At 67.6% G+C, this 18363-nt stretch carries 13 protein-coding genes; 7 read left to right on the top strand and 6 right to left on the bottom strand.

Going from position 1 to position 18363, the window contains the following annotated elements:
• Positions 1–124: 124 nt before the first annotated feature.
• Positions 125–1579: an NAD(P)-binding domain-containing protein gene (locus VARPA_RS02225; protein ID WP_013538913.1), complete on the bottom strand. Its 1455-nt coding sequence runs from the start codon at positions 1577–1579 to the stop codon at positions 125–127.
• Positions 1580–1710: 131 nt separating this feature from the next.
• On the opposite strand from VARPA_RS02225, the gene VARPA_RS02220 reads away from it, so the two are divergent.
• The 6 genes from VARPA_RS02220 to VARPA_RS02195 all read left to right on the top strand — a co-directional run bounded on the left by VARPA_RS02220 (position 1711) and on the right by VARPA_RS02195 (position 13919).
• Positions 1711–3390, top strand: a complete 1680-nt coding sequence (locus tag VARPA_RS02220; RefSeq protein WP_013538912.1) for an alpha-amylase family glycosyl hydrolase — start codon at positions 1711–1713, stop codon at positions 3388–3390.
• Positions 3391–3395: 5 nt separating this feature from the next.
• On the top strand, positions 3396–5579 hold the full coding sequence (glgB, locus tag VARPA_RS02215; protein ID WP_013538911.1) for a 1,4-alpha-glucan branching protein GlgB: 2184 nt from the start codon (positions 3396–3398) through the stop codon (positions 5577–5579).
• 814 nt (positions 5580–6393) lie between these two features.
• Positions 6394–8484, top strand: a complete 2091-nt coding sequence (glgX, locus tag VARPA_RS02210) for a glycogen debranching protein GlgX (RefSeq protein ID WP_013538909.1) — start codon at positions 6394–6396, stop codon at positions 8482–8484.
• Between the two features lie 88 nt (positions 8485–8572).
• Positions 8573–9880 carry a glucose-1-phosphate adenylyltransferase gene (gene glgC, locus VARPA_RS02205; RefSeq protein WP_013538908.1) on the top strand — a complete coding sequence of 436 codons (1308 nt, stop codon included), beginning with the start codon at positions 8573–8575 and terminating at the stop codon, positions 9878–9880.
• Between the two features lie 26 nt (positions 9881–9906).
• Complete coding sequence (gene glgA, locus VARPA_RS02200) at positions 9907–11385, top strand: glycogen synthase GlgA (RefSeq protein WP_013538907.1); 1479 nt, start codon at positions 9907–9909, stop codon at positions 11383–11385.
• 50 nt (positions 11386–11435) lie between these two features.
• Positions 11436–13919, top strand: coding sequence for a glycogen/starch/alpha-glucan phosphorylase (locus VARPA_RS02195; protein ID WP_013538906.1), 2484 nt, complete (start codon positions 11436–11438; stop codon positions 13917–13919).
• A gap of 124 nt (positions 13920–14043) precedes the next feature.
• Here the strand turns inward: VARPA_RS02195 and VARPA_RS02190 are convergent, their stop codons facing one another.
• The 4 genes from VARPA_RS02190 to VARPA_RS02175 all read right to left on the bottom strand — a co-directional run bounded on the left by VARPA_RS02190 (position 14044) and on the right by VARPA_RS02175 (position 16735).
• Complete coding sequence (locus VARPA_RS02190) at positions 14044–14514, bottom strand: ExbD/TolR family protein (RefSeq protein ID WP_013538905.1); 471 nt, start codon at positions 14512–14514, stop codon at positions 14044–14046.
• Between the two features lie 14 nt (positions 14515–14528).
• Entirely contained in the window at positions 14529–15224 is a 696-nt protein-coding gene (locus VARPA_RS02185; protein WP_013538904.1) for a MotA/TolQ/ExbB proton channel family protein, read from the bottom strand.
• 11 nt (positions 15225–15235) lie between these two features.
• The gene (dapB, locus tag VARPA_RS02180) at positions 15236–16039 is read right to left on the bottom strand and encodes a 4-hydroxy-tetrahydrodipicolinate reductase (RefSeq protein WP_268741631.1); all 804 of its coding nucleotides are present in this window, start codon (positions 16037–16039) and stop codon (positions 15236–15238) included.
• 138 nt (positions 16040–16177) lie between these two features.
• Positions 16178–16735, bottom strand: coding sequence for an outer membrane protein assembly factor BamE (locus VARPA_RS02175; RefSeq protein ID WP_013538902.1), 558 nt, complete (start codon positions 16733–16735; stop codon positions 16178–16180).
• 88 nt (positions 16736–16823) lie between these two features.
• Between VARPA_RS02175 and fur the strand changes: the two genes are divergently transcribed.
• Entirely contained in the window at positions 16824–17243 is a 420-nt protein-coding gene (gene fur / locus VARPA_RS02170) for a ferric iron uptake transcriptional regulator (protein WP_013538901.1), read from the top strand.
• Between the two features lie 115 nt (positions 17244–17358).
• Here fur and hprK read toward each other — a convergent pair whose 3' ends face one another.
• Positions 17359–18312: an HPr(Ser) kinase/phosphatase gene (gene hprK, locus VARPA_RS02165; RefSeq protein WP_013538900.1), complete on the bottom strand. Its 954-nt coding sequence runs from the start codon at positions 18310–18312 to the stop codon at positions 17359–17361.
• Between the last annotated feature and the right edge of the window lie 51 nt (positions 18313–18363).

The following is an 18363-nucleotide window of genomic DNA, read 5'->3' as shown; positions in this document are numbered from 1 at the left end:
CGGTACGGCAAGAGCCCGGCACGGGGTAGCCGGGGAAGGCGGATTATCGCGCCGGAGCGAAGTCCCCCCGGGGGCTTTGCGTGCTTCCGGCCGCTTTGCCCTCCCGCAAGGGCCGGCCGGCGCCTCAGCCGCGTTCGCCAGGCGGCGGCGCGGGCGTCCATTCGTCGCCGAACAGCTCGGGCTCGCTGTAGGCCTCGAGGTTGGCGAAGTGGTGATCGAAATCCTCGCGATAGAACAGGCTCGCGATACCGCTCGCAAGCCGCTTGGCACCGTCGCTGATCGCTGGAATGTCGCCCGACACCGTGCCGTGCGAGAGCGCCGCGGGGTAGCAAAAGCAATGGATGCGCTCGAGCCCCGGGCACTCGCCCGGCACGCGCTCCTTGAACTCGAAGACCGGGCCGAGGTCCGGCGAATCGGCAAGCTCCTGGTCCTCGTCGCCGGGCGCGGGCACGAAGCGGTCCTTCCACGTCCGGATGTGGGAGGCGATGGCGTCGAACTCGGGGCGGTTCGGCCAATCGACCTTGAAGCCGGTCGAGACGATCAGGAAATCGAATTCGAAATCGCCCCTGGGTGTCGAGACGCGCATCGAGTCGCCCTGCGGCGCCACCGAAAGAATCGGGCAGCCGAAGTTGAAGAACGCATTCGAAAATGCCGACACCCGCAGCGTGCTGCCATGCGGCGGCGGCACGTTCGCGACGTTGATGTAGTGGCGAATGCGCCATTTGCGCTCGTCCGACAGGTCGAAGTGCCCCTGCGTAAGGCCCGGCACGCCCGCGCCCTTGCCCTTGTTGACGCGCGGCAGGTCGGGCCGGCGGATCAGGAGCTCGACGCTGCGCGCGCCTGCTTCCAGCGCGGTGGCCGCGCTGTCCATCGCCGAGGAGCCCGCGCCGACCACGCCGACGCGCAGGCCGGCGAGCTGGCCGTAGTCCATGGCGTCAGACGAGTGCGCCCATTGCGAACGGGGCAGCGCGTTGACGAACGCCGGCACCGCCGGGCCGCCGAGGCCGTCGCGGCCGGTGGCCAGCACGACGCGGCGCGCGAACACGCGACCGACGCCGGCCCGCGTGCGCAGATCGAGCCGCACCGCCGTGCCATCGGGCAGCGGGTGGATGCCGGTGACCGCGGTGTCGTTGCGCACGTCCACGTGCATCACGCGGCGGTACCAGGCGAGGTAGTCCATCCACTGGAGGCGCGGGATCTTGTCCATCGCCGCCCACGCTTCGCGCCCGAACTGCGCTTCGAACCACGCGCGGAAGGTGAGCGACGGCAGGCCGAGTGCGGGGCCGGTGAGTTCCTTGGGCGAGCGCAGCGTTTCCATGCGCGCGGTGGTGGCCCACGGGCCTTCCTTGCCGGCGGGCGACCTGTCGAAGATCACGGCGCGGATGCTCTGCTGCGCCAGCGCCACCGAGGCCGCGAGGCCGGCCTGCCCGCCGCCGATGACGGCCACGTCGAGCATCGCCTCGCCGTCCTTCTGCCGCACGGGCATCCACTGGCGGCCGGGAAAGCCGAGATAGTCCAGGTCCTGGGCGAGCCGCGCTTCGAGCGCGGCGAGGGATGAAACGGGATCTGAGGTCGTCATTTGAGAGAGCCGGAAACAGCGCCCAGTGTAGAAAGCTCCGCTGCCCGGCGAATCCCGACCGGCGGCCCGCAAGTGCGTATGACTGGCCCGAATTTCGCATGCCACAATGAATTCCGACCACAGGGGCAGGCATGGGCAGCAGCATCAATAGCAGCAACAGCGAATGGTGGCGTGGCGCGGTGATCTACCAGATCTACCCGCGCAGCTTCATGGACAGCAACGGCGACGGCATCGGCGACCTGCCCGGCATCACGGCCCGGCTCGACCATGTGGCCAGCCTCGGGGTCGATGCCATCTGGGTCTCGCCCTTCTTCCGCTCGCCGATGAAGGACTTCGGCTACGACGTGTCCGACTACCGCGCGGTCGATCCGCTCTTCGGCACGCTCGCCGACTTCGACGCGATGCTCGCGCGCATGCATGCGCTGGGGCTGAAGCTCATCATCGACCAGGTGCTCTCGCACACTTCCGACCAGCACGCCTGGTTCGCCGAGAGCCGCAGCTCGCGCGACAACCCCAAGGCCGACTGGTACGTCTGGGCCGATCCCAAGCCCGACGGCACGCCGCCCACCAACTGGCTCTCGGTCTTCGGCGGCTCCGCATGGCAGTGGGATTCGCGCCGCAGGCAGTACTACCTGCACAGTTTTCTCACCGAACAGCCCGACCTCAACTTCCACTGCACCGCCGTGCAGGACGCGCTGCTCGGCGAGGTGCGATTCTGGTGCGAGCGCGGCGTGGACGGCTTCCGCTTCGACGCCTGCAACCACCAGTTCCACGACGCGCTGCTGCGCGACAACCCGCCGGCCTCGCTCGCGTCGATCGACGAAGTCAGCACGGTGCGCGCCGACAACCCGTATGCGATGCAGCAGCACCTGTACGACAAGAGCCAGCAGGAAAACCTGGTGTTCCTCGAGCGCCTGCGCCAACTGCTCGACGGCTACGGCGCGGTCGCGCTGGGCGAGGTCGGCGACGAGAACGCGCCGCCCGTCATGGCGCAGTACACCGAGTTCGGCAAGCGCCTGCACCTGGCCTACAGCTTCAGCCTGCTGACGGCGGACCACCGCGCCAAGCACCTGCGCCACCAGGTCGAGACGCTCGACCTCGCGCTGGCGCCAACGGGGGGCTGGGGCTGCTGGGCGGTGTCGAACCACGACGTGCCGCGCGTGGCAACCCGCTGGAGCGACGGCAAGGCGCCCGACACCCGCCGCGACCGCCTCTGGCTCGCGCTGCTGCTCATCTTGCGCGGCAGCGCCAGCATCTACCAGGGCGAGGAGCTCGGCCTGCCCGAAGCCGAGGTGCCCTTCGAACTGCTGCAAGACCCCTACGGCCGCACCTTCTGGCCCGAGTTCAAGGGCCGCGACGGCTGCCGCACGCCGATGCCGTGGCAGGCCGACGCGCCGCACGGCGGCTTCACCACCGGCACGCCGTGGCTGCCGGTGTACGGCCCGCACCTGCCGCTGGCCATCGACAACCAGGCCGACGACCCGGGCTCGATGCTGGCCTTCAGCCGTGCCCTCTTGCACTGGCGCCGCGCGCAGCCGCTGCTGCGCACCGGCGGCATCGTGTTCTTCGACGCGCCCGAGCCCCTGCTGTGGTTCGAGCGGCGCGACGGGAACCGATCGCTGCAGGCGATCTTCAATATGGGGAGCGAGCCTGTGACGATTGCGCTGCGCGAGGCGTTGGTGCCGCCGCAAGGCCATCCGCTCGCCGCGACCGCCAGCGTGCAGGGCACTAGCGAAAAGCGCATGCTGGCGCTGGCGCCCTACGGCGTCTTTTTCGGAACACCCGCCAACGAAGAAGAAGGACAGAGCTGAACGCCATGCCACCGAAGTCCCTGCCCGCCTCCGAAATCCGCGCACTGATGCGCGCCGAACACGGCGATCCCTTTGCCGTGCTCGGGCCGCACGAAACGCGCGAGGGGCTGGAAGTGCGCGCGCTGATGCCCGGCGCCCACAGCGTCGCGGTGATGCACTCGCGCACCGGCTGGCCGCTGGCGATGCTCACGCGGCACGAGGGCTCCGACCTGTTCAGCGGGCTGGTGCCGGCCGCGGAAGCGCGCTTGGGCTATTCGTTCCAGGTCGATTGGGACTCGCACACCTCGCGGCTCGAAGACCCGTATCGTTTTCCGTTTGTGCTCGGCGAAACCGACGTATGGCTGCTGGCCGAGGGCACGCACCTGCGGCCCTGGGAACGGCTGGGCGCGCACCTGCGCGAGATCGATGGCGTGAAGGGCGTGGCCTTCGCGGTCTGGGCGCCGAACGCGCGCCGGGTCTCGGTGGTCGGCGACTTCAACAACTGGGACGGCCGGCGCCACATGATGCGGCTGCGCCGCGAATGCGGCGTGTGGGAAATCTTCGCGCCGCACGTGGCGACCGGCGACAGCTACGAGTTCGAGATCCTTTCGGCCAAGGGCGAGGTGCTGCGCAAGGCCGACCCGTTCGCGTTCTCCTCGCGCCTGCGGCCCGAGACCGCCTGCATTGTGGCGCCGTTGCCGGCCGCGGTGAAGATGCCCGAAGGCCGCGCCGAGGCCAACGAGCGCCATGCGCCGGTCAGCATCTATGAAGTGCACCTGGGCTCGTGGCGCCGCAAGAACAACGGTCACAACGGCCAAGAATGGCTCGACTACCGCGAGCTGGCCGACACGCTCGTGCCGTATGCGCGCGACATGGGCTTCACGCACATCGAGCTGTTGCCGATCAGCGAGCACCCCTTCGACGGCTCGTGGGGCTACCAGCCGATCGGTCTCTATGCGCCGACCTCGCGCTTCGGGACGCCAGGCGACTTCCGCCATTTCGTGGAGGCCGCGCATGCGGCGGGGCTGGGCGTGATCCTCGACTGGGTGCCCGCGCACTTTCCGACCGATGCGCATGGCTTGGGCAACTTCGACGGCACGGCGCTGTACGAGTACGCCGATCCGCGCGAGGGCTTTCACAACGACTGGCAGACGCTGATCTTCAACTTCGCGCGCACGGAGGTTCGCAACTACCTGGTCGGCAATGCGCTGTACTGGCTGGAGCGCTATGGCGTCGATGGCCTGCGGGTCGATGCGGTGGCGTCGATGCTGTACCGCGACTACAGCCGCAAGGCCGGCGAGTGGGTGCCGAATGCGCAAGGTGGCCGTGAGAACCTCGAGGCCATCGATTTCCTTCGCCGCATGAACCGCGTGGTGGGCATCGAGCGGCCCGGCGCGGTGACGCTGGCCGAGGAATCGACGAGCTTTCCGGGCGTGACGCGGCCGCCGGAAAACGGCGGGCTGGGCTTTCACTACAAATGGAACATGGGGTGGATGAACGACACGCTCGCGTATGCCGGCACCGACTCGGTCTACCGCAAGCACCATCACCAGCAGATCACCTTCGGGCTGATGTACGCGCACACCGAGAACTTCGTGTTGCCGCTCTCGCACGACGAGGTGGTGCACGGCAAGGGTTCGATGATCGGGCGGATGCCGGGTGACGAGTGGCAGAAGTTTGCGGGGCTGCGAAACCTGTATGGATACCTCTGGGGATATCCGGGGAAGAAGCTGTTGTTCATGGGGGGCGAGTTCGCGCAGGTCGCCGAGTGGAATGCGGATCGCAGCCTGGATTGGCATCTGCTGGAGCACGCTGCGCACCAGGGGGTGCGGCGGTTGGTGCGCGATCTGAACAACGTGTATCGGCACTTTCCTGCGTTGCATGAGCTGGACAACGACTCGGCCGGGTTCGAGTGGATCGCGCATGACGATGCGGATCAGTCGGTGTTTGCGTTTGTTCGTCGTGCGCGGGACGGGGCGTTTGTTGTTGTCGTGTGCAACTTCACGCCGTTGCCTCGGCATGGGTATCGGCTGGGGGTTCCTGTTGCGGGGGCTTACCGGGAGATCATCAATACGGATGGGGCGGTGTATGGCGGGAGCGGTGTGGGGAACGGGATCGTTGAAAGCTCGCCTGTGCCTTGGCATGGGAAGGCAGATTCGGTTTCGGTCAGTGTTCCGCCTCTCGCGACTGTGATGTGGGTGTTGGTTTGATGGGTCTTGAATCGTCTTTTTTCCCGAGGCCGGGTCTCGCCCCGGCGGGCGACTTACTTTCTTTTGCTTCGCCAAAAGAACGTAAGCAAAGAAAAGGCGACCCTGCTGTCTGCGTCCCTCCGCTTCGCTGCGGGCAACCTGCGGTGCTCGCGTTTCGCGGGGTCCGCAGAACTCGCTTCGCTCAAACAGCTGCGGCCCTGATCCGCGAAACGCTGCGCTCCTCGGCGCATACAGAAGGGCTTTGGGGACCCCACACGCCATCGCTGCGCTCGGCGGCGCCCTCGGGCCTTCGCTTCGCTCGGCTTGGTTTGGCTCCCTCCCCTTCCGGGGGAAGGCTGGGGTGGGGGCACGCGACGCTCGATGAGACGCGGCTGTGCAGCAAGGGCCGTCGTGCCCCCATCCCAGCCTTCCCCCGGAAGGGGAAGGAGCAATGCACCAAGCCCGGTGTCCCATGTCTTGTCTTTCTCCCTCCCCTCCCGGGGGAGGGCCGGGGTGGGGGCACCGCGGCCGAGCGAAGCAATGGCCCGACTGCAAGCCGAGCGAAGCAATGGCCCGGGTTGTCTCCACCCCCCTCTGGCTGCGCCGAGGAGCGCAGCGGTTCGCGGACAAGGGCTCGCCGCTGTCTGAGCGAAGCGAGTTCGGCGAGACCCCGCGAACCGCGAGCACCGCAGGTTGCCCGCAGCGAAGCGGAGGGTCGCAGACAGTGGGGTCGCCTTTCTTTTGCCTACCTTTCTTTGGCGAAGCAAAGAAAAGTAGGTCGCCTGCCGGGGCGAGACCCGGCCTCGGAAAAAAAACAAACCCAAGGGCAACAAGAATGCTGAGCCCAGGCACTCCATTCCCCTTGGGCGCAACGCCATCAAAAGAAGGCGTCAATTTCGCATTAGCAGCCCCCACCGCAGAGTCCGTAGAACTCTGTCTTTTCGACAGCACGGGGCAGAACGAACAGCAACGCCTCCAGCTGCCTGCATGCACCGATGGCATCTGGCACGGCCTGCTGCCGAGCGGGCACGAAGGCCTCGTCTACGGCTACCGCGTCCACGGCCCTTGGGCGCCGCATGAAGGCCAACGCTTCAACCCCGCCAAGCTGCTGCTCGATCCGTATGCGCGAGAGATCGTCGGCCGCTACAACGGCAGCGACCTCTTCCTCGGCCACGACCCGGCAAATCCCGATCAACGCGACACCCGCGACAACGGAACAGTCGCCCTCAAGGGACGCGTGACGACGGCGAGCAGAAGCAACGCAACGCCTCCAGGCCACGCACGCATCGCGGCAACAGATCGCGTCCTCTACGAACTGCACGTCCGCGGCCAGACCCGCCTGCACCCCGGCGTGCCCGCCCCCCTGCGCGGCACCTACGCCGGCCTCGCCGAGCCCGCAGTGCTCGACCACCTGCAGCGCCTGGGCGTCACCACGCTCAGCCTCATGCCCGTGCAGCATCGCGCCGACGAACAGCGCCTGCTCGCCATGGGCCTCTCCAACTACTGGGGCTACAACACCATCGGCTGGTTCGCGCCCGAGGCGCGCTACTGGAGCGGCCGCCCCGGCACCACGCCCGCGAGCGAGTTCCGCGCGATGGCCGACGCGGTGCATGCGCGCGGCATGGAACTCGTGATCGACGTGGTCTACAACCACAGCGCCGAGAGCGACGAGGTCGGCCCGACGCTCTCGATGCGCGGCATCGACAACGCCTTGTACTACCACCTGCGCGAGGACGACCGCGCGCTCTACGAAAACTGGACGGGCACCGGCAACTGCCTGAACCTCCGCGAGCCCCGCGTGCTGCAACTCGTGATGGACAGCCTGCGCTTCTGGGCGTGCGAGATGGGCGTCGACGGCTTCCGCTTCGACCTCGCACCGGTGCTGGGACGCGATGCGAAGACGGGGTTCGATGCGCGCGCGCCCTTCTTCGCGGCCATCGCGCAAGACCCGGTGCTCTCGCGCACGCTGCTGATCGCGGAGCCGTGGGACATCGGCCCCGGCGGCTACCGGCTCGGCGAGTTCCCATCAGGCTGGCTCGAATGGAACGACCGCTACCGCGACACACAGCGCGGCTTCTGGCTGCGGCAAGGGCGCGACGACGCAAGCGGCCTCGGCGATTTCGCGCACCGCTTCACCGCCTCGAGCACCCAGTTCGCCCACCACGGCCGCGCGCCGACGGCGAGCGTCAACTTCATCACCGCGCACGACGGCTTCACGCTGCGCGACCTCGTGAGCTACGAAGAGCGCCACAACCTCGCGAACGGCGAGAACAACCGCGACGGCCACGGCCACAACCTGAGCAACAACTGCGGGGTCGAAGGCCCGAGCGACGATGCGGGCGTGCTGGCGAAGCGCAGCCGCCTGCAGCGCGCGCTGCTCGCGGTGCTGCTGCTCTCCCAAGGCACGCCGATGCTGCTGGCCGGCGACGAGCTGGGCCACAGCCAGCAGGGCAACAACAACGCCTACTGCCAGGACAACGAGACCACCTGGCTCGCATGGATCGGCGCCTCCGACCCCGCCAGCGACATGGCGCGCACGAGCGATTTCGTCGCGCGCCTTTCGGCCCTGCGCCGCGAAGCGCCGGTGCTGCGCAGCACGCGCTGGTGGCCGGCCGATCCGCCCGAAGGCGCACCGGCCATCCGCTGGCTGCGCCCCGACGGCCAGCCGATGACGCCACACGACTGGCATGCGGGCACGGCGCTTGCGATCCTCTTCGACAACAACGAAAGCGCGGAGAGCAAGGACGCGGGCGCATGGCTGGTGCTGGTCAATGCGGGGGCGGAGACAGTGAATTTCACGCTGCTCCCGGGCAACTGGCGCCACCGTCTCTCGACCGATCCGGGGCATGACCACGACGCCTCGCCCCAGGCACTCGGCGATGCGGTGGAGGTGTCTTGCTCGAGCATCCGGATTGCAAGAACGTAGAAGCCATGCGCGCGGCGCGGTGCTAGCCTCGCGATAGAAACTCTGATGGCCGAATTCCAACGAACGAACGAACGAACGGAGACACAGGATGGACAACAAGCTCGGCACACCCCCCTCGCAGGAACCCCTGCAGGCCCATCAACTGGTTCGCCGCACCATCGCCCTGGTGCTGGCCGGCGGCCGCGGCTCGCGCCTCAAGCAGCTCACCGACCGGCGCGCCAAGCCGGCCGTGTACTTCGGCGGCAAGTTCCGCATCATTGATTTCGCCTTGTCGAACTGCCTCAATTCGGGCATCCGGCGCATGGCGGTGGTCACGCAGTACAAGTCGCATTCGCTCATGCGCCACCTGCAGCGCGGCTGGAGCTTCCTCAGGGCCGAGCTCAACGAGATGGTCGACGTGCTGCCCGCGCAGCAGCGCGTGGGCGACGAGCACTGGTACCGCGGCACGGCCGACGCGGTGTTCCAGAACCTGGACATCATCCAGACCCGCTCGACCAAGCACGACTACGTGGTGGTGCTGGCCGGCGACCACATCTACAAGATGGACTACTCGATCATGGTGAAGGACCATGCCGAGCGCGGCCTGGGCTGTACCGTCGGCTGCATCGAGGTGCCGCGCATGGAGGCCACCGCGTTCGGCGTGATGGCCATCGACGACGGCCGCCAGATCACCGCATTTCTCGAGAAGCCGGCCGACCCGCCCGCCATGCCCGGCCACCCCGACGTCGCGCTGGCCAGCATGGGCATCTACGTGTTCGACTCCAACTACCTCTACCAGCTGCTCGAGGAAGACGCCGCCAACCCCGATTCGAGCCACGATTTCGGCAAGGACATCATCCCGCGCGCCGTGGCGCAGGGCCGCGCGCTGGCGCATCCCTTCGGGATGTCGTGCGTCACGCGGGCCTCGCGCGGACCCGACGCCAAGGCCTACTGGCGCGACGTGGGCACGATTGATGCATTCTGGGCAGCCAACCTCGACCTGGCCTCGATCACCCCCGAACTCGACATCTATGACACCGACTGGCCCATCTGGACCTACCAGCGGCAACTGCCCCCTGCCAAGTTCGTGCTCGACCGCGACGGCAAGCACGGCATGACGGTCAACACCATCGTCTCGGGCGGCTGCATCGTCTCGGGCTCCAAGGTGAGCAGCTCGGTGCTGTTCTCGGGCGTGCGCATCCATTCGTTCTGCGAGATCAACGAGGCGGTGCTGCTGCCCGATGTCGAGGTGGGCCGCGGCGCCCGGCTCAGCAAGGTGGTGATCGACCGCGGCTGCGTGATTCCCGACGACATGGTGATCGGCGAGGATGCCGCCGCCGATGCGGCCCGCTTCGAGCGCACCGAGACCGGCGTGGTGCTGGTCACCCGCGAAATGCTCAAACGATTGACCGCCTGACGCCGCCGCCGTCACCGCCACGAACGATGCGAATCCTCCAGGTCAGCGCCGAACTCTTTCCCCTCCTCAAGACCGGCGGCCTGGCGGATGTCGCCGGCGCCCTGCCCCTCGCGCTCATGGCCGCGGGGCAGGACGCCCGCGTGCTGCTGCCGGGTTTTCCGGCCATCGTGGCCGGCGTGCGCGACCTGGCGCCGGTGGCCGAGCTCACCGCGCCCTGGGGCAGCGAGCGCTTCGCGCTGCGCGCGGGGCACATCGCCATCGACGGTGCGCCGCCGATACCCGCCTACGTGATCGATGCGCCGGCGCTATACGACCGGCCCGGCAATCCCTACGAAGACGCCACGCGCCAGCCCTACGGCGACAACCACCGGCGCTTCGCGCTGCTCGGCTGGGCGGCGGCGCAACTCGCGCAAGGACTGGACCCGGCGTGGCGGCCCGAGGTCGTGCACGCGCACGACTGGCACGCGGGCCTGGCGCCGGCCTACCTGCACTTCGCGCGCGAAGCCGGCTCGACGCGCGCCGGCAGCGTGTTCACCGTGCACAACCTCGCCTACCAGGGCATTTCCGCGCCCTGGAACTTTGCCGACCTCGGCTTGCCCGCGCCTGCCTTCCACATGAACGGGCTCGAATACCACGGACAGGTCTCCTTCATGAAGGCCGGCCTGTACTTCGCCGACCGCATCACCACCGTGAGCCCGACCTACGCGCGCGAGATCCAGACGCCCGAGCAGGGCTGCGGCCTCGACGGCCTGCTGCGCCAGCGCAGCGGCGCGCTCACCGGCATCCTCAACGCGGTGGACGACAAGGTCTGGAACCCCGCCGCCGACGCTGCGCTGGTGCAGGGCTATCACTCGCCCGAAGGCCGCCACATGGCGGGCAAGGCGCGCTGCAAGGCGGTGCTGCAACACCAGCTCGGCCTGGCCGAGCGGCCGGACGCGCCACTCTTCATCCTGGTGAGCCGGCTCACCGAACAGAAGGGCCTGCACCTCGTGCTCGGCGGCATCGATGCGCTGCTCGCCCAAGGCGGCCAGCTCGCGCTGCTGGGCAGCGGCGAAGCGTGGCTCGAAGAGGCTTTTCGCCAGCGCGCGGCGGCGGCGCCGCAATCGGTCAGCGTCACCATCGGCTACAACGAAACGCTGGCGCACCAGCTCTTCGGCGGCGGCGATGTGACGCTGGTGCCTTCGCTCTTCGAGCCCTGCGGCCTCACGCAGATGTACGGCCTGAAGTACGGCAGCCTGCCGCTGGTGCGCCGCGTGGGCGGCCTCGCCGACACGGTGGTCGACAGCACGCTGGAAGACATGGCGAGCGGCGAGGCCACCGGCTTCGTGTTCGACCGCTTCGACGCAGCCGACTACGAACGCGCGCTGCGCCGCGCCTTCGCCCTCTACGAGCGCGCGCCCGACTGGCGCCGCGTGCGCGGCAACGCCATGCGGCGCCCGGCCGACTGGGCCACGGCCGCCGCGCAATACATCGACGTCTACCGGCAGGCGCAGGCGCCCACCTGATCCAGCGCACGGCAGACACAACACCACTCACTCCGAGAACGCCACCCACCATGACGATCAAAGACTTCGCCTACGACCATCCCGACCGCGACGTCGCGGCCTTCAAGCGCGCCGTGGCCAACAAGCTGATCTACGCGGTCGGCAAGGACCCGGTCGCCGCCAGCCAGGACGACTGGCTCAACGCCACCTCGCAAGCCGTGCGCGACCAGCTGGTCGAGCGCTGGATGATGACCACGCGCGCCAACTATGCGCAGGACTTGAAGCGCGTCTACTACCTCTCGATGGAGTTCCTCATCGGGCGCACCTTCACCAACGCGCTGCTCGCGGTCGACCTCTACGACACGGTGCGGGAAGCCCTGGCCGACTTCGGTGTCGACATGTCGGCACTCGCCGAACGCGAGCCCGATGCGGCGCTCGGCAACGGCGGCCTCGGCCGGCTCGCGGCCTGCTTCCTCGATTCGATGGCCACGCTCGGCGTACCCGGCATGGGCTACGGCATCCGCTACGAATACGGCATGTTCCGCCAGCGCATCGTCGACGGCCAGCAGGTGGAAACGCCCGACTACTGGCTCACGCGCGGCAACCCCTGGGAGTTCCAGCGGCCCGAGGTGAACTACCGCGTGCGCTTCGGCGGCCATGTGCAAAAGCGCGAGGGCACCAACGCACCCTACGGCGCGGCCGACTGGGTCGACACGCACGACGTGCTGGCCGTGGCCTACGACACCATCATCCCGGGCTACGGCACGCAGGCCACCAACACGCTGCGGCTGTGGTCGGCGCGGGCCACCGAGGAAATCGACCTTTCGGCGTTCAACCGCGGCAACTACATGGGCGCGGTGGAAAGCAAGAACCAGTCGGAGAACGTCTCGCGCGTGCTCTACCCCGACGACTCCACGCCCTCGGGGCGCGAGCTGCGGCTGCACCAGGAGTATTTTTTCTGCAGCGCGAGCGTGCAGGACCTGCTGCGGCGGTATCTGCGCAGCCACAAGACCTTCGACCAGCTCTCCGAGAAGGTCAGCATCCACCTGAACGACACGCACCCGGTGCTCGCAGTGCCCGAGCTCATGCGCCTTTTGCTCGACGAACACGGCCTCGCCTGGGACGAGGCCTGGGCGCACACGCAGAAGGTGTTCAGCTACACCAACCACACGCTGATGCACGAGGCACTGGAGACCTGGCCGGTGGAAATGCTGGGCCGCATACTGCCGCGGCACCTGCAGATCATCTACGACATGAACGCGAAGTTCCTCGCCACCGTGACGCAGAAGGTCGGCAACGACGTGGAGCTGATGCGCCGGCTTTCGCTGGTGGATGAAGCGGGCGAGCGGCGCGTGCGCATGGCGTATGTGGCGGTGCTCGCGAGCCACTCGATCAACGGCGTGTCGGGGCTGCATTCGGAGCTGATGAAGCAGTCGATCTTTGCGGACTTCGACAAGATCTTTCCCGAGCGCTTCAACAACAAGACCAACGGCGTCACGCCGCGCCGCTGGCTGGCGCAGGCCAACCCGCCGCTGGCCGGGCTGCTCGACCAGCGCATCGGCAAGGGCTGGCGGCGCGACCTGTCGCAACTCGAGGCGCTCAAGCCCATGGCCGCGCAACCCGCGTTCGTGCGCGCGTTCCGCCACGCCAAGCGCGAGAACAAGCTGCGGCTGGCCAACTGGGTCGGGGAGCACCTGAAGATCGACCTGGACACCGACGCGATGTTCGACGTGCAGGTCAAGCGCATCCACGAATACAAGCGGCAGCTGCTCAACGTGCTGCATGTGGTGACGCGCTATCACCGCATCCTCGACGCGCAAGCGGCCGGCACGCCCCTCGACATCGTGCCGCGCGTGGTGGTGTTCGCAGGCAAGGCGGCTTCGGCGTACGCGATGGCCAAGCTGGTGATCCGTCTCATCAACGACGTGGCGAGCACCATCAACGCCGATGCGCGCGTGGGCAAGCTGCTGAAGGTGGTGTTCCTGCCGAACTACAGCGTGAGCCTGGCCGAGATCATCATGCCGGCGGCCGACCTGTCGGAGCAGATCTCGACCGCGGGCACGGAAGCATCCGGCACCGGCAACATGAAGTTCGCGCTGAACGGCGCGCTCACCATCGGCACGCTCGACGGCGCCAACGTGGAGATGCGCGAGAACGTGGGGCCGGAGAACATCTTCATCTTCGGCAACACGACGCCGGAGGTGGCGGAGATCCGGGCACGCGGGTACCAGCCGCGCGAGATCTACGAGGAGAACGCGGACCTGAAGCGCGTGCTGGACGCGATCCGCGACGGTGCGTTCTCGCCGGGCGAGCCGTCGCGCTACCAAGGCATCTACGACGCGCTGGTGAACTGGGGCGACCATTACCTGCTGCTGGCCGACTACGCGAGCTATGTCGCGAAGCAGGCCGAGGTCGATGCGCTCTACCGCGATTCGGACGCGTGGACGCGGATGGCGATTCTCAATGTGGCGGGGATGGGGGCGTTCTCTTCGGACCGCACGATTGCGCAGTACGCGCATGAGATCTGGAACACCAAGCCGGTGGTGCTCGGCTGAGTCTCCGGAATTTCTCCCTCCCCGTCCGGGGGAGGGCCGGGGTGGGGGCACGCGGCGCATCCATCGAGCGCTCTGCCCACCCCCATCCCAACCTTCCCCCAAAGGGGGAAGGAGCAAGACAAATTCAGCGCGGTTTTTCGGGGGGCGCTTCGGCCTCGGTCACGAACCCGATGCGGCTCAACCCCGCCTTGTTCGCAATGCCCATGAGCGCCACCACCTTGCCGTAGGGCACGGTCTGATCGGCGCGCAATTGCACTTCGGTGTCCTTGCTGTCCGCCGCGGACTTCTCGAGCTGGGCCGCCAGCTCTTCGTGGGTCACGGGCTTGTCGTTCAGAAACACCTTGCCCGATGCATCGACCGCGAGGCTCACGAACTTGGGCGTGTCGTTGGGCTGGCCGGCATCGGTTTGCGGCAGGTCGAGCTTGATCGAACTGGCCATCAGCGGCGCCGTGATGATGAAGATCACCAGCAGCACCAGCATCACGTCGACCAGCGGCGTGACGTTGATGTCCGAGAGCGGCCGTTGTCCGCCAGCGCCCGTCGCACGCCCACCGCCTGCGGCGCTGCTGCCGAGCGAAGTGCGTCCGAAGGCCATGGTTCTCGCAGCTCCTAGACCGGCATCGGCCGCGCGGGCGGCGGTGCAACGGGCGCGGGCGCCGCGCCGAAGCTGCCGAGCAGGTCGTGCGCGAAGCCTTCGAGCTCGGCTTCGATGCGGCCGATGACGCGTCCGAAGACGTTGTAGGCCAACACGGCCGGAATGGCGACCGCCAGACCGAAGGCGGTCATGACGAGCGCTTCGCCGACGGGGCCGGCCACCTTGTCGATAGTGAAGCCGCCGGTCTGGCCCGCGATGCCCGTCAGCGCGCCGTAGATGCCCCAGACCGTGCCGAGCAACCCGACGAAGGGCGCCGTGGCGCCGACAGTGGCAAGAAGAATCTGCCCGGCCTGCAGGCGCCGCAATGCGCCGTGCAAGGCATCGCGCAGCACGCGCGTGAGACGCTGGTTGCGATCGGCCGTGGCGCCCAGCGTTCCATTGACGTTGACGGCCGCCGCATTCTTGATGGCAACGACCGCGGGCAAGACCAGCGCCGCGCGGTCGAAGGCCTGGAGCTTCTGCTCGGCATCGGCCAGCGTGGCCGACTGCCAGAACGCCGCGATGCTGCGCAGCACATCGCGCGTGCCGCCGCGCAGCAGCCACGTCTTCCAGAGAATCACGACCCAGCTCGCGATCGACATCGCCAGCAAGAGCGCCGCCACCGAGCGGCTGACGCCGTCGCCATGGGTCAGCAGTTCGAGGACGCTCATCGGAGTTGACCTTAACGTAGACCGAGCACGTCGTACATGTCGAACAGGCCGGACTTCTGCTCGGCCAGGAAGCGCACCGCGCGCAGGGCGCCCTGCGCGTAGGTCACGCGGCTCGACGACTTGTGCGTGATCTCGATGCGCTCGCCGATGCCCGCGAACAGCACGGTGTGGTCGCCGACGATGTCGCCGCCGCGGATGGCCGAGAAGCCGATGGTCGACGGATCGCGCTCGCCCGTGATGCCTTCGCGGGCGTAGACGGCGCAGTCCTTGAGATCACGGCCCAGCGCGTCGGCAATGACTTCGCCCATCTTGAGCGCGGTGCCCGAGGGCGCGTCGACCTTGTGGCGGTGGTGGGCCTCGATGATCTCGATGTCGTAACCGGTCGACATCGCCTTGGCGGCCATCTCGAGCAGCTTGAAGGTGACGTTGACGCCCACGCTCATGTTGGGGGCCAGCATGATGGCCACGTCTTTCGCGATCTCGGCGATTTCTGCCTTCTGCGCGTCGCTGAAGCCGGTGGTGCCGATGACGGCCTGCACGCCGAGCTCGCGGCAGACCGCGAGGTGCGCGAGCGTGCCTTCGGGGCGGGTGAAGTCGATGAGCACCTGCGCGTCTTTGAGACCCGTGCGCAGGTCCGCCACGATGGGCACGCCGCTCGTGAAGCCGAGGAAAGCGGCGGCATCGTTGCCGATGGCTTCGCTGCCGGCGATGTCGAGGGCACCGGCCAGGCGGCAGTCAGGCGCATTGCGCACGGCCTCGATCAGCATGTGGCCCATGCGGCCCGAAGCGCCAGCGATGGCGATGCGGCGAGGCACGGAGGTGGCGGAGGGGGAGGAAGAGGTAGGTTGAGTCACGCGGATTCAGTCATCGGAATGGCCCGCAGGCCACTTGGAACCATGGGGGACCGGACGGACGCCGCCTGACTCGGCGGGCGCCGCCCGCTCTGGTTGCGCTCAGCGCGCGGCTTCGAGCGGTGGGTAGGCGGCCGGCAGCGGGGGCACGGTCGTTGCCGAGGCGGAGGCATCGGCTTTCCCGTCCTTGGCCGGCGCGAATTTCTTGAGCTCGTCTTCCGTGGCTTCGAGCGGGGGCACCTTGCCGGTTTTCTTGCGGGTGTCGAGCGTGGCGACGAATTCTTCTTCGCTGGGCATCTCGTCGCCTACGAAGCGGTCCATCAGCTCGCCGTTGAAGAACACGGTCAGGTGGCGCTCCTGGGGTTCGACGCCCTGGCGGCGGATGGTGAACACGTAGTCCCAGCGATTGGCATGGAACACGTCGTTCAGCAGCGAAGTACCGAGGATTTCACGCACCTGCTGGCGCGACATGCCGGGCTTGAGCGCCGCGACCTGCTCCTTCGACACGAAATTGCCCTGGACCACTTCGACCTTGTAGGGCGTGACCGCGGCCAGCGCGCCACGCGTGCGATCGCTGAAACCGCTGCAGGCACCGAGGCAGAGCGTCGCGGCGACGGCAGCAGCCAGCAGCCAGGAACGGCGTTGGAAAATGGCAAGCATGGGAGGAAAAGGGGGTAGCGATATGATCGGCCATTGTAGCGGCTGGCCTTTTCAGGACCTGACCGCGGCACAGGGCGCAGGAACCATCATGGCCAATATCGACGAACTCAAAAATACCGGCCTCAAGGCCACCTTGCCACGCCTGAAGATTCTGGAAATCTTCCAGACGGGCAGCCAGCGGCACATGACGGCCGAAGACGTGTTTCGCGTCCTGCTCAACGAACATTCCGACATCGGCCTTGCCACCGTTTACCGCGTGCTCACGCAGTTCGAGCAGGCCGGCATCCTGGAGCGCAGCCACTTCGAGAGCGGCAAGGCGGTCTACGAACTCAACGAAGGCACGCACCACGACCACCTGATCTGCACCTCGTGCGGCAAGGTCGAGGAGTTCTATGACGCCGAGATCGAGCGCCGCCAGCAGATGATTTCCAAGGACAAGGGCTGGATCCTGCAGGACCACGCGATGTCGCTCTACGGCCTCTGCGGCGACTGCGTAAAGAAGCGCTAGAACAGGGCTTACCCCCAGTCTTCGCGCACTTCGTGTCGCTTCGCCAACCCCCTTTCAGGGGGCGACACCGGCGGCCCGGCAAAGCCGGTTCCGCGGTGTCCCTGGCAAAACGGGGTCAGTCTTGGCCGGTTTCCATCGCCTTGTGGTGGCGCGCCACGAAATCCGCATAGGTGTCGATGCCGCGCAGCTGCAGGATCGAATTGCGCACCGCCGCCTCGACCAGCACGGCGATGTTTCGCCCCGCCACCACCTGGATGATGACCTTGCGCACCGGGATGCCCAGCACGTCCTGCGTGAGCGGCGCCGAGGGCATGCGCTCGTAGTCGCGCTCGAAGCTGTCACGGCGCACCAGGTGCACGATGAGCTTCAGGCGCATCTTCCGGCGCACCGCCGTCTCGCCGAAGATCGCGCGGATGTCCAGGAGGCCGATGCCGCGCACTTCCAGCAGGTTCAGCAGCAGGTCGGGGCAGCGGCCCTCGATGGTGTTCTGGTTGATGCGGTAGAGGTCGACCGCATCGTCGGCCACCAGGCCATTGCCGCGTGAAATCAGCTCGAGCCCCAGCTCGCTTTTTCCGAGGCCGGACTCGCCCGTGATCATCACGCCCATCCCCAGGATGTCCATGAACACACCGTGCATCGAGGTGCGCTCGGCGAAGTGCTTGGACAGGTAGGCGCGCAGCAGGTCGATCACGAAAGCCGACGATTCGCGCGTGGCGAAGAGCGGCAACTGGGCGCGTTCGCAGATCGACAGCAGTTCGTCGGGCGGCGCCTGGCCGTCGGCCAGCACCAGCATCGGCGGCTCCAGCGTGACGATGCGGGCGATTCGGCGTGCGCAGTCGTCGGGGCTTCCGCGCGTGAGGTAGGCCACCTCGCGGGCGCCGAGGATCTGCACGCGGTACGGGTGGATGTAGTTGAGGTAACCGACCAGGTCGGCGGCAGACTGGGCGCGGCTGATGACCTCGGGATCGAACTGGCGCTCCGAAGCGCCGAGTCCCGCGAGCCATTCCCAGCGGAGCGACCCGCGGAACTCCTCGAACATGGCATCGGCGCTGATGACGGTCGGCTTCATGCGGTCAGAAGGCGGCGCTCGGCGCCGGCATTGGATGGATGAGTGACAGGG

It is taken from the genome of Variovorax paradoxus EPS (genome assembly GCF_000184745.1).
Taxonomy (GTDB): domain Bacteria; phylum Pseudomonadota; class Gammaproteobacteria; order Burkholderiales; family Burkholderiaceae_C; genus Variovorax; species Variovorax paradoxus_C.
This window is presented reverse-complemented; position numbering and strand designations above follow the sequence as displayed.